The organism is Mycoplana ramosa (genome assembly GCF_041930185.1).
Classification (GTDB): Bacteria; Pseudomonadota; Alphaproteobacteria; order Rhizobiales; family Rhizobiaceae; genus Mycoplana; species Mycoplana ramosa.
On sequence record NZ_JBHEEW010000006.1, the window covers coordinates 152116 to 164811 of the forward strand.

The 12696-nt window shown below is 63.1% G+C and carries 11 protein-coding genes; 8 read left to right on the forward strand and 3 right to left on the reverse strand.

The window, feature by feature from the left end:
• The first annotated feature begins 83 nt into the window (after window positions 1–83).
• From tpiA to pyrG, 3 genes are all read left to right on the forward strand, one after another.
• The gene (tpiA, locus tag JNC62_RS09605) at window positions 84–854 is read left to right on the forward strand and encodes a triose-phosphate isomerase (protein WP_374838181.1); all 771 of its coding nucleotides are present in this window, start codon (window positions 84–86) and stop codon (window positions 852–854) included.
• Window positions 855–946: 92 nt separating this feature from the next.
• On the forward strand, window positions 947–1375 hold the full coding sequence (gene secG / locus JNC62_RS09610) for a preprotein translocase subunit SecG (protein WP_374838182.1): 429 nt from the start codon (window positions 947–949) through the stop codon (window positions 1373–1375).
• Between the two features lie 146 nt (window positions 1376–1521).
• Window positions 1522–3150 (forward strand): CTP synthase, encoded by a 1629-nt coding sequence (gene pyrG, locus JNC62_RS09615; protein ID WP_374838183.1) that lies wholly within the window; start codon window positions 1522–1524, stop codon window positions 3148–3150.
• Between the two features lie 94 nt (window positions 3151–3244).
• Here pyrG and JNC62_RS09620 read toward each other — a convergent pair whose 3' ends face one another.
• From JNC62_RS09620 to JNC62_RS09630, 3 genes are all read right to left on the reverse strand, one after another.
• Window positions 3245–4708: a serine/threonine protein kinase gene (locus JNC62_RS09620; protein WP_374838185.1), complete on the reverse strand. Its 1464-nt coding sequence runs from the start codon at window positions 4706–4708 to the stop codon at window positions 3245–3247.
• 3 nt (window positions 4709–4711) lie between these two features.
• The gene (locus JNC62_RS09625; protein ID WP_374838187.1) at window positions 4712–5452 is read right to left on the reverse strand and encodes a metallophosphoesterase family protein; all 741 of its coding nucleotides are present in this window, start codon (window positions 5450–5452) and stop codon (window positions 4712–4714) included.
• Window positions 5453–5595: 143 nt separating this feature from the next.
• A complete protein-coding gene (locus tag JNC62_RS09630) occupies window positions 5596–7143 on the reverse strand; it encodes a coiled-coil domain-containing protein (protein ID WP_374838189.1) in 1548 nt (515 codons plus the stop codon).
• A 347-nt stretch (window positions 7144–7490) separates the two neighbouring features.
• Between JNC62_RS09630 and JNC62_RS09635 the strand changes: the two genes are divergently transcribed.
• The 5 genes from JNC62_RS09635 to pdhA all read left to right on the forward strand — a co-directional run bounded on the left by JNC62_RS09635 (window position 7491) and on the right by pdhA (window position 12666).
• A complete protein-coding gene (locus tag JNC62_RS09635; protein ID WP_374838190.1) occupies window positions 7491–8381 on the forward strand; it encodes a VOC family protein in 891 nt (296 codons plus the stop codon).
• 1 nt (window position 8382) lies between these two features.
• Window positions 8383–9222, forward strand: coding sequence for a 3-deoxy-8-phosphooctulonate synthase (kdsA, locus tag JNC62_RS09640; protein WP_374838192.1), 840 nt, complete (start codon window positions 8383–8385; stop codon window positions 9220–9222).
• 284 nt (window positions 9223–9506) lie between these two features.
• Entirely contained in the window at window positions 9507–10781 is a 1275-nt protein-coding gene (gene eno, locus JNC62_RS09645) for a phosphopyruvate hydratase (protein ID WP_374838194.1), read from the forward strand.
• A gap of 379 nt (window positions 10782–11160) precedes the next feature.
• Entirely contained in the window at window positions 11161–11469 is a 309-nt protein-coding gene (locus JNC62_RS09650; protein WP_310420537.1) for an FtsB family cell division protein, read from the forward strand.
• A gap of 150 nt (window positions 11470–11619) precedes the next feature.
• Window positions 11620–12666 carry a pyruvate dehydrogenase (acetyl-transferring) E1 component subunit alpha gene (gene pdhA, locus JNC62_RS09655; RefSeq protein ID WP_374838196.1) on the forward strand — a complete coding sequence of 349 codons (1047 nt, stop codon included), beginning with the start codon at window positions 11620–11622 and terminating at the stop codon, window positions 12664–12666.
• Window positions 12667–12696: the final 30 nt, after the last annotated feature.

Sequence of the window (12696 nt, forward strand, 5' to 3'; positions counted from 1 at the left end):
GCGCGGCTGTTGCGCTTTGCCCTTACATTGATCGTGCGGATTTGCTAGGGCGCTCGAAACGATCGACACCATTGGGAGGCAGCATGACCCCGGACGTGACCCCGCTTGTAGCCGGAAACTGGAAGATGAATGGCACTCGGGCCTCGCTCGACCAGATCAAGGCGATGGCAGAAGGCGTGAAGGGGCCGCTGTCGGAAAAGGTGGAGACGTTGATCTGCCCGCCGGCGACGCTGCTCTATGTCGCGACCGCGCTCTGCGACGACAGCCCGTTGATGATCGGCGCGCAGGACTGCCACCACAAAGTCTCCGGCGCCCACACCGGCGACGTTTCCGCCGAGATGATCGCCGATTGCTTTGGAACGCACGTCATCGTCGGACACTCGGAACGCCGCACCGACCATGCCGAGACCGACGCCTTGGTGCGCGTGAAGGCCGAACGGGCGCATGAGGCCGAACTGGTTGCCATCATCTGCATCGGCGAGACGGCCGACGAGCGCAAGGAGGGCAAGACGCTCGACGTGCTGAAGGCTCAGCTTGCGGGATCCGTACCGGACGGTGCGATGGCGGAGAACACGGTCATCGCCTATGAACCGGTCTGGGCGATCGGTACCGGCCTGACGCCGACCGCCGCCGACATTGCCGCAGCCCATGCCTTCATGCGGGAGGAACTGAAATCACGGTTTGGCGGGGAGGGCGCGACGATGCGGCTCCTTTACGGCGGCTCGGTCAAGCCGGGCAATGCAAAGGAACTGATGGGCATTGCCAATGTCGACGGTGCGCTGATCGGTGGGGCAAGCTTGAAGTCGGAAGACTTTCTCGCCATTTACCGGGCGTACGAAGCGTTGACGGCCTGACGCCGGCTTTTGCCGGCAAGGGCTTGGAATGACCGCCGGCTTGGTATATTGAGCCGCATTCTCCTTCTTGTGCCTTCGGGCGGGATCTCAAAATGCAGACCGTTTTGCTTGTCATCTATCTCATGGTCGTCGTGGCTCTGATCGGCATCGTGCTGATCCAGCGGTCCGAGGGCGGCGGTCTCGGCATTGGCGGCGGCTCCGGCTTCATGTCGGCCCGGGGTGCTGCGAACGCCCTGACGCGCACGACCGCAATCCTGGCCGTGCTGTTCTTCGCGCTGGCGCTCGCCATGGGCATCCTGTCCCGCTACGAGTCGAAGCCGACGGACATCCTCGACCGGATCCCCGGCACGTCCGGCAACGGCGCGGGCGTTCTGGACTCGCTCGGCGGCGAAACCCCGGCTCCGGCGGCACCGGCAAACAACAACGCTGTTCCGACCGACAGTGGTGCGGCTCCGGCAACGGGCAGCGGCCAGGCGCCGGCAGCGCCAAGCCAGCCGACCGACGTCCCGACCGGTCAGTAACAGAAAAAACGATGTGATCCGGCCGGCAGGCGCATCCGCCCGCCGGCCGTCTTCTTGTGCGAAAACCAGGCATTCCCCACGAAAAATTGCCCCAAGGCAATTTTTCGGTGGCGGAATCATTAGTGAAAAGGTATCCGGTGACTCCCATGGCGCGATATGTATTCATCACAGGCGGCGTGGTTTCTTCCCTCGGAAAAGGAATTGCGGCCGCCGCTCTCGGAGCGTTGCTTCAGGCCCGTGGCTACCGGGTGAGGCTTCGCAAGCTGGACCCCTACCTCAACGTCGATCCGGGCACGATGAGCCCGACGCAGCACGGCGAGGTTTTCGTCACCGACGACGGCGCGGAGACGGACCTGGACCTCGGCCACTACGAGCGCTTCACCGGGCGCTCGGCGACGAAGACCGACAACATCACCACCGGTCGCATCTACAAGAACATCATCGACAAGGAACGGCGCGGCGACTATCTCGGCGCGACCGTTCAGGTGATCCCGCACGTCACCAACGAAATCAAGAACTTCATCACCGATGGCAACGAGGACTACGACTTCGTCATCTGCGAGATCGGCGGCACGGTCGGCGACATCGAGGCGATGCCGTTCATGGAGGCGATCCGCCAACTCGGCAACGACCTGCCGCGCGGCACTGCGGTCTACGTCCACCTGACGCTGATGCCGTACATCCCGGCGGCGGGTGAACTGAAGACCAAACCGACGCAGCACTCGGTCAAGGAACTTCAGGCGATGGGTATCCACCCGGATATCCTGCTGGTGCGGGCCGACCGGGAAATACCGGAAGCCGAGCGCAGAAAGCTGTCGCTGTTCTGCAACGTGCGCCCCACCGCCGTCATCCAGGCCCTGGACGTCTCCTCGATCTACGACGTGCCGCTCGCCTACCACAAGGAAGGCCTGGACGACGAGGTTCTGGCCGCGTTCGGCATCGAGCCGGCGCCGAAGCCGCGTCTCGAACCCTGGCAGAACGTTTCGGATCGCATCAAGACGCCGGAAGGCGAGGTGACGATTGCGATCGTCGGCAAGTACACCGGGCTGAAGGACGCCTACAAGTCGCTGATCGAGGCGCTTCACCACGGTGGGATTGCCAACCACGTGAAGGTCAACCTCGACTGGATCGAGTCCGAGGTTTTCGAGAAGGAAGATCCGGCGCCGTATCTTGAGAAGGTGCACGGCATCCTCGTTCCGGGCGGTTTCGGCGAGCGCGGTTCGGAAGGCAAGATCCAGGCGGCCAAGTTCGCGCGCGAGCGCAAGGTTCCCTATTTCGGCATCTGCTTCGGCATGCAGATGGCGGTGGTGGAAGCGGCCCGCAACCTGGCAGGAATTGAGAAGGCGTCGTCCACGGAATTCGGCAAGACCGAGGAGCCGGTCGTCGGCCTGATGACCGAGTGGGTCAAGGGCAATGAATTGCAGAAGCGGAGCGCGTCCGGCGATCTCGGCGGCACGATGCGGCTTGGCGCCTACCGTGCGACGCTGAAGGCGGGCACCAAGATCGCCGACATCTATGGCTCCACCGAGATTTCCGAGCGCCATCGCCACCGTTACGAGGTGAACGTCGATTACAAGGACCGTCTCGAGAGCTGTGGCCTGGTCTTCTCGGGCATGTCGCCGGACGGCGTGCTGCCGGAAACGATCGAATACCCCGACCATCCTTGGTTCATCGGTGTCCAGTATCATCCGGAACTGAAGAGCCGGCCGCTCGACCCGCATCCGCTGTTCGCAAGCTTCATCGAGGCGGCGCTGGAGCAGTCGCGGCTCGTCTGACGCTCTCGATTGCCAAATGATGAAATCGGGGCCCGGTCGAAAGACCGGGCCTTTTCATGTCCGGGATCTCCCTTGCCGATCGGCCAATGCGGGTTCATTCCGTCGCGACGGGCGGTTCTGATGCTGGGGCCGGCACTGTTTCTGCAGGTTCTTGGCTGTCTGCCTCGAAACGCTCCCGCACGACAGTGACCGTGCACGGCGCGTGGGCGGCGACCGTGCCCGAGACGCTGCCGAGCATGGAGCGCATCCGTGATTCGCCGCGGGCGCCCATGACGATCTGGTCGACGCGGTTCTGCCGGGCAAATTCCAGGATCGCATCGGCTGGCGACACGGCCTCCAGGACGTGGAATGTTATCGGCCCGCCGCGCGCTTTCAGCGGCGCCGCCCACGCATTCAATTCTGCAAGCCTTAGGACGCGCTTGTTGCGTCCTTCCTCGTCGAGGGACGTATCGATTGCGACCCGATTGATGCGCAGGACGTTCACGCACGCGATGCGCGCGTCCGGCATGCCGTCGACGATCGAGGCGACGGCGCGCCGCAGTGGGCCTGCCGTGGCAGCTGCCGCCGCACCAAGGTCGAGCGCGACTAGAACCATTCTCGGGTCGGCCTTCTGTGCAGTGCCGGGGTGCCGGCTCAAAGTCTCGATCGGAACGGGATTGAAACGGCGGCGGATCACCTCGAGAAAGGGATCCCGCTTCATTCTCGAGGCGCGTGCCGTCAACTTGACCCGTGAAAGGTCCTGCAGGTCGGCGGCGAGCTCGGCTGCGGTGAGGTATCGCCAGGCCGGATTGACCTCGAGGCAGCGCAATATCACTTCCTGCAGGGCGTGCGGGATGGCACCGCTTCGGGCACGCGGCGGCCACGGATCGCGCCAAAGGCGTTGCTTGAGCCCACTGAGGCGCTGCGGGTCGCCAAAGGGATGCTCGCCGGTCGCCAAAAAATACAACATCGACCCGAGGGCGAAAATGTCGCTGCGATAATCGTGCCGGCGGCCGAGAACCTGCTCGGGCGCCATGTAGGGCGCGGTTCCGTAGGGCAGGCGAAACTCCTCCTGCATCAGGTCTGGCAGCAGATTGTGGCGGGCAAGGCCATAGTCGATCAGCACCGCTTCGCCGGTTTTGCGCATCAACACGTTGGCCGGCTTGAGGTCGAGATGGACGACGTGTTGGCGATGCAGCGCATCGAGCGCGATGGCGACGTTGGCGCCGTGTCGGGCGACTTCGTCGGGCGGCAGCGGCAGACGGTCCGAGAGCGTGGCGAGGGACGGGCCGGGGACCCGTTCCATGACGAGATAGGGCAATGAGGAAAAGTCGCCGCTGCCGACAAACCGCGGCACGTGCGGTCCCGAGAGCCGCGGCAGGATCATTTGCTCCATCTCGAAGCTGACGATGGCGGCCGGATCGTCGCCTTCCCCGAGCATCGGGATCTTCATCAGAAGCGGAAAATCGATGTCCGGGCGCGTCACGCTCCAGAGGCGGGCCATGCCGCCGGTGTGGGCAAGCTCGCCGATCGTGAAGCCATCGACGATGTCACCGGTGTGGACGCGCCCGTTCGACATGCGTCAGCGCCCGTCCAGAAGACGTTCTGCGATCGAGCGAGGCAGGCCGGCTGCACGGATCTTCTCCGCGGCCAGTTCGACATCATAGGCTGTACGCATGAAACGAAGCTCGTTGGTGTCCGTATCGAGAAGGCAGAAGGCGGCTGCGGGATTGCCGTCGCGTGGCTGCCCCACGGATCCGACAACCGCCAGCCACTTGCGTTGCTGCAAGAGCGGGATGGCGGTGGCGTCGCGCGGTTCGAACGGCGTCGTCCTGTTCGTTGGGCCGGTGCAATAGAGCGCAGGGACATGCACGTGACCACAGAAACTGACGCGTTCCAGGCAGATCGCCAGGTGCGCGTCGGCATCCGCGCTGTCCAGGACGTAGTGCCATCGTTCCGGTGCCGTGGCCTCGGAGTGAACATAGTATCGGCCGCCGTCCTGCGCCTCCATCGGCAGGGCTGCGAGAAAAGCGCGCGCTTGCTCGCCAAGTTGCCGGCGCGTCCACTCCATCGCCAACGCGGCGGTGGCGTTCATCCTGATCGCGGTGTCCGATACAGCCTGGTCATGGTTGCCGCGCAAAATGATCGCACCGCTTTCCGCCAGGGCCATGGCGCGCTCGGTGCACCATACGGGATCGGCGCCATAGCCGACGAGATCACCGAGGAGAACCACCTCGGAAGCGCCTGCGGCCGCGGTTGCGGCCAGGACCGCTTCAAAGGCCTCGCGGTTGGCATGAATGTCTGAAAGGATGGCAATCAGCATGGTGCGACCATCGGGCAAACGCGGCAGGACGCAACCATAGCGATTCTTGCCGGCCGCGACCATTCGCCGAACGAATGATGGCGCAGACAACGATTTTTGTAGTTGCCGGCGGAGGACGTCATGCCCTCCGCCGGCATTCCGGCTCATTCGGCCGGCGGTAACTCGCTGACATCCATCGTCTGCAGTCTGTCACCGATTCCGTCTGCGCTGGCCGGAGCGCGGCCGCGCAGGGATCTTTCAGAGATGTCGATGACCGGTTGGCCAACCCGGGCCGCCTGGAGCGACTGCTCCAGTTCGTCGTCCTGCCGCAACGAGGCGGAACCCGGCCGTTCGCCGCGGGCGGCTTCTAGCTGACCGTTCAAGATTGCTCTTTCGGTGCGAAGCTGGCGGATTTCGGCTTTCGCGATTTCAAGGCTGGTCCGCAGTTGCCCGATTTCGTGCCGATCCGACTCGGCACGCGTCTCCAGATCGCGACGGGTCCCCTCCCAGTCACGCTCCCGCTGGTTGCGCAGGCCTTCAAGCTCCCGCAGTTTCAAGGCGAGTTCGTTGTTCTGCGCGGCGAGATTGCGTCGGCCGTTCTCGCTTTCCGCGCCGCTTGCCCGGGCGCGCGACAGCTCTTCCGCCAGCCGCTCGCTGCGCGAAGTGATCGATTGCAGGTCGGACTTCAGCCGCTTCAGTTCGGCACGGGTGGTGCGCAGTTCCTCGTCCGTCATGCGGTTGCGACCGTTCGCTGTTGCGAGCAGCTTCTCCGCCAGTTCGGCTTTCGAGCCAAGGGCTTCCTGTCGCGTGTTCATGTGCGCGATCTGGAGGGCGGTCGAGTTTTGCAATCCCTCCAGTTCTTCCTCGAGATGGCGGTTCTTCTCCTCCAGAACCGCAATCTCCTGACGCAGCCCGGCCGTGCTGGCCTGCAGGCTGCGCAGAAGGACCTCCTGCTGCGACAGCGTATTCTTCAGCTGGTTCTTTTCCTCGTTCAGACGGGTGATCTCGCGTGACTGGGCAGCGTTTTCCCGTCGCGAAGTCTCGGCCAGCAGTTGATGGGCGGTGGTCTCGACGTCGAGCTTTTCGCGGAGTGTCGCCAGTTCGCGACTGCGCGATTCGAGTTCCTGCTGTGTCCGCTTCACCATCGCGGTCGCCTCGTCGAACTGGCCGCTGCGGTCGGACAGTTCGCGCTCGGCATCGGCCAGCCGCGTTTCGATGATCGTGAGCTCTTCGCAGGTCACGCCATGCAGGGCTTGCAGCTTGACGTATTCCTGCCGGACGGAGTCAATCTCGACCCGAAGCTGGGCATTGTCGGCCCGGACTTCCTTGTTTTCGCTGGCAAGCCGCCCGTTGTCCTGATCGAGCTTGCGGCGCGTGGTGCCTTCGTAGTCAAGCAACGAACCAAGCCGTGCGCATTCGACGCGCAGCGTTCCGACCTCGTTCAAGGAGCGGGAGTGGGCCGTGAGCAAGGTCGACACACGGTCCTGAACGATGGAAAGGCTTGCAACGAGTTCCTCGGAAGACTGCTTGTTCTCCTCCAGCGCCAGGCCGAAGGCTTCGTAGTCGGCGGTTTCTGTCGAGGCCGCCGGAACGCTGGTTTCGACGGGTTGGGTTGAAGTGTCTCGCGCCCTCACCGTCGAACCGGCGTCAAACTTCGCGCCGTACTTTGCCGCCACCCTGCCATTGTCTTCACTGCGACGAAAAAAACTCATGACCATCCCTTGCGCCCCGGGTTCAAAAGTCAAAATTCCTGCAGCCTGCGACTACACTTCCCAGCGGCTTCAAATTGCTTGAATATATCAGTATTTCAGCATCTTCAGTTCGGGCGGCGATGTCATTGACCTCGACCGGCAGGTAAGCTGCTGCGGTCAATCTTGTCAAAATGGTGGCAGCCATCCGGCACGCGAGTTAAGAGTAATTAACAACTTTTTTGCGTTGCCCCGACGCATTTCCACCTGACGCCGCGTGAGTTGCACGTGCGGCGCCTGCGGTGGCCAGCCCTTGCCAAGACGCATCAAAAAGGGCAAAGCACGCACCAATTAGAAGCCCGGATGCCGTCATGAATGCGAAACCAAGGACGCCCCGATCGATCGACCATCTGGTCATGCCTGTCTGCGATCTGTCTGTTGCGCGCGAGCGGCTGACGCGGCTCGGCTTCACCGTTGCGGCAGATGCGCGCCATCCGTTCGGCACGGAAAACTGCTGCGTCTTCTTGTCGGACGGCTGTTACCTGGAGCCGCTCGGCATTGCCAACCGGGAAGAATGCGAGGCGGCTGCGCGCGCGGGCAATGTTTTTGTGGCCCGTGACCAGGCCTTTCGGTTCCGGCGCGGTTCGGACGGCTTTTCCGCGATCGCGATGACCACCGACGACGCATGGGCCGACAGCAAGCGCTATACTGCCGAAGGCTATTCGGCCGGTGATGTTCTGGAGTTTTCCCGCGATATCCTGTTGGCGGACGGCACCAGCGCGACCGGCAGTTTCCGGCTGGCCTTTGCAGCCGATCTGCGCGCTCCCGATTTTTTCTTCTTCGCCTCGCAGCGCGTCGTGGCGCTGCCCTCGGACCGTGCGGTGCTGGAGCAGCACGAAAACGGCGTCGTGGCGCTGTCCGAGGTCGTGCTTTCGGAGCAGAATCCGACGGATTTCCAGTATCTCGTTCAGCTTGCCGCCGACGAGCGCGAGGTGGAGGCCCATTCGTTCGGCATGAGCGTGGAGACGCCGCGTGGGCGGATCACGGTGCTCAATGGCGCCGGCATGCGCGGCTTCTACGGTGTGGAGGCCGTTGCGGCTGATCGCGGACTGAAGGGCGAGGCTTTGGTCTTCCGCGTGGACGACATGGCGCGCTGCCGCCGCCATCTTGAGCGCAAGGACATCGAGTTCACCGAGCGTGGCGATCGGCTGATCGTTGCGCCCGCTCCAGGGCAGGGCGCCCTTTTCGTCTTTGGAGAATGACATGAAAACGAACGCAGTCGTCACCGCCGGCGAGGGGTCTGGCAAGGTCGTCTTTTCACAGAATGAGAAGCTGGTTCTGATGGCGGGTCCCTGCCAGATGGAGAGCCGCGACCATGCCTTCATGATCGCCGGCAGGCTGGTCGAAATGTGCCGCGCGCTTGGTGTGGGGCTGGTCTACAAGTCCTCCTACGACAAGGCCAACCGTACCTCGCTCGCCGGCAAGCGTGGCATCGGCCTGGAAAAGGCGATGGAGGTCTTCGCCGACCTGAAGAAGGAATACGGATTTCCGGTTGTCACCGACGTGCACACGGAAGAGCAGTGCGGCCTGGTCGCCCCGACCGTCGACGTCCTGCAGATTCCGGCGTTCCTTTCACGGCAGACCGACCTGCTCGTCGCCGCCGCAAAGACCGGTCGCGTAATCAACGTCAAGAAGGGCCAGTTCCTGGCGCCTTGGGACATGAAGAACGTGCTGGCGAAGCTCACCGAGAGCGGCAACCCCAACGTGCTGCTTTGCGAGCGTGGTGCGTCGTTCGGCTACAATACACTTGTCTCCGACATGCGTTCGCTGCCGATCATGGCCTCGCTCGGCGCGCCGGTCGTGTTTGACGCGACCCATTCGGTGCAGCAGCCGGGCGGCCAGGGCGGGTCTTCCGGCGGCCAACGCGAATTCGTCGAAACGCTGTCGCGTGCGGCCGTCGCCGTCGGGATCGCGGGCCTGTTCATCGAGACGCACGAGGATCCGGACAACGCGCCCTCGGACGGCCCGAACATGGTGCCGCTGAAGGATATGCCGCGGCTGCTGGAAAGATTGCTGGCGTTCGACGCCGTGGCAAAGGCCTGAAGCATGTCTCCCCAAAATGGGGACCGGTTTCGGGACAAAGACATGCGAGGAGCTAGACAGCATGTCTCCCGAAAGTGGGAACCGGTTTCGGGATAAACACATGCGAGGAATAGAGGGCTAAGGCACGTCAAGCGACACCAGATCGCGCCGTGCTGGCGCCTCATCAACACGGTGTCACAGGGCTGCGCTATCCCGCACCGTGAGTTCGAAGATTGAATTTGATCGATCAGGATGCTGATCGATCTCGACTATCGCTGACCAGCTCCTAACCAGGGAAGAGAACCATGACCGCAATCATCGACATCATCGGCCGCGAGATCCTCGACAGCCGCGGCAACCCCACCGTCGAAGTGGACGTTCACCTCGAAGACGGCAGCTTTGGCCGCGCCGCCGTTCCCTCTGGCGCGTCGACCGGCGCGCACGAGGCCGTCGAACTGCGCGATGGCGGCACGCGCTATCTCGGCAAGGGCGTCGAGCGCGCCGTCGAAGCGGTCAACGGCGAGATCTTCGAGGCCGTCGGCGGGCTCGATGCCGAAAACCAGGTCCTGATCGACCAGACGATGATCGAACTCGACGGCACGCCGAACAAGGCGCGCCTTGGTGCGAACGCGATCCTCGGCGTCTCGCTCGCCGTCGCCAAGGCGGCGGCTGACGCCTCCGGCCTGCCGCTCTACCGTTATGTCGGCGGGCCGAACGCCCGTGTCCTGCCGGTTCCGATGATGAACATCATCAACGGCGGCGCCCATGCCGACAACCCGATCGACTTTCAGGAATTCATGATCGTGCCGGTCGGCGCCGAAACGATCCGCGACGCCGTCCGCATGGGCTCGGAAGTGTTCCACACGTTGAAGAAGCAGCTCTCTGCCGGTGGCTTCAACACCAATGTCGGTGACGAGGGTGGTTTCGCGCCGAACCTGGAATCCGCCCCCGCCGCCCTCGATTTCATCATGAAGTCGATCGAGAAGGCCGGCTACAAGCCGGGCGAGGACATCCACATTGCGCTCGACTGCGCCTCGACCGAATTCTTCAAGGACGGCAAGTACGTGCTCGAAGGCGAAGGCCGCATGCTCGAGCCGGGTGCGATGGCCGACTACCTGGCCGAACTCTGCGCCAAGTACCCGATCTTCTCGATCGAAGACGGCATGGCCGAGGACGACTGGGACGGCTGGAAGCTTTTGACCGACAAGATCGGCGGCAAGATCCAGCTCGTCGGCGACGACCTGTTCGTCACCAACTCCGCCCGCCTGCGCGACGGCATCAAGATGGGCGTCGGCAACTCGATCCTCGTCAAGGTCAACCAGATCGGCTCGCTCTCCGAGACGCTCGACGCCGTCGAGACCGCCCACAAGGCGCGCTACACCGCTGTCATGTCGCATCGTTCCGGTGAAACCGAGGATTCGACGATCGCCGACCTCGCGGTCGCCACCAACTGCGGCCAGATCAAGACCGGCTCGCTCGCTCGCTCCGACCGCACCGCCAAGTACAACCAGTTGATCCGCATCGAGGAGCAACTCGGCCCGCAGGCGAAGTACGCCGGCCGTTCGATCCTGCGCGGCTGAGGCAAACAGTCATTGGGGGCCGCCGAGCACGGAAGTGATCGGGGTAGTCGCCCCTCACCCTAACCTCTCCCCGCACGCGGGGAGAGGGGATGCAACCTCTCCGAGGTGCCTTTTGCCTGCCTGTCCTCGACGGCCCGTGCGGTGCCACAGTCGCCCGCTTTCCGCTTTGTCTCGTTCTTCTTTGATCCCTGTATCTGCCGGTGCGTGGCCGCTTGCGTCCTTCGCCCCGCTAGCAGGGATAAGGTGCCGGCAGGCGGATGAGAGGGCGGTTGACATTCCCAGCGGAAGCCGCCTGGCCTCGCCACCCCTCCGTCATGGTCAACGCTCGGTTAACCGGTCGGCGTTACAGTGAGCCCGTACTGCGTATCGAGGCTCCTCCATGTGGACCAAACATCACAAACAACGCCGGCTTGGCCGGTTTGTCGTTCCGGCGATCACGATCGCCTTCCTCTCCTATTTCAGCTATCATTCGATCCATGGCGGTTTCGGACTGCGTGCGATGGAGCAATTCGAACGTCACCGGATTACCCGCCAGGCGCGGCTTGACGTGCTGGTCGAGGAGCGCAAGCGGTTGGAGCGTGAGGTCGCGCTGATGAGCGACGGCTCGCTGGAAAGGGACATTCTGGACGAGAAAGCGCGCTTCGCACTCAACATGTCGCGAAGCGACGAGATCGTTATTTTCCACTGATCGGGTCGATTAACTGAAATCAGGTTAATCGGCGATACTGCTTTTATTTCAGTCGTTTGCGCGGAATGCGAGCCATGCATTTATGGCATTGCTCGAGCGTCTTCCTTCCCCTATGGTTTGTGCAAAAGGCATGAACCCGGGGAGGGCTGTATGGCTCCGCGTAAAACCGCGACCGTATCGAGCCGCAAGAGTGCGGCAAAGCCTGTGAAGAAAGATTTCAACGGCGGCATCATCGCCGACTTTTCCAAGGAAGACGATCTCAAGGCCTATCGCGAAATGCTGCTGATCCGGCGTTTCGAGGAAAAGGCTGGCCAGCTCTATGGCATGGGCTTCATCGGCGGCTTCTGCCATCTCTACATCGGCCAGGAGGCCGTCGTCGTCGGCATGCAGGCTGCTCTGAAGGATGGCGACCAGGTCATCACCGGTTACCGCGACCACGGACACATGTTGGCCTGCGGCATGAGTGCGCGCGGGGTGATGGCGGAACTGACCGGACGCCGCGGCGGCCTTTCCAAGGGCAAGGGCGGCTCGATGCACATGTTCTCCAAGGAGAAGCATTTCTACGGCGGCCACGGCATCGTCGGTGCGCAGGTGTCGCTCGGCACCGGTCTTGCCTTTGCCAACAAGTATCGCGGCAGTGACAATGTCTCGCTCGCCTATTTCGGCGATGGCGCTGCCAACCAGGGCCAGGTCTACGAGAGCTTCAACATGGCAGCCCTCTGGAAGCTGCCGGTGATCTACATCATCGAGAACAACCGCTACGCCATGGGCACTGCCGTTTCGCGCGCTTCGGCCCAGACGGACTTCTCGCAGCGCGGCGCTTCCTTCAACATTCCGGGCTACCAAGTCGACGGCATGGATGTGCGTGCCGTGAAGGCCGCGGCCGACGAGGCCGTGGCGCATTGCCGCTCGGGCAAGGGGCCGATCATCCTCGAAATGCTCACCTACCGCTATCGCGGCCACTCCATGTCCGACCCGGCGAAGTATCGCTCCAAGGACGAGGTGCAGAAAATGCGCTCCGAGCACGACCCGATCGAGCAGGTGCGCGCGCGGCTGCTGGAGAAGGGCTGGGCCACCGAGGACGAATTGAAGCAGATCGACAAGGAAGTGCGCGACGTCGTGGCCGACAGCGCCGACTTCGCCCAGTCCGATCCGGAGCCGGATGCATCCGAGCTCTACACCGACATTCTGATCTGATCCGGGCGGAGGAACCAACATGCCGATCGA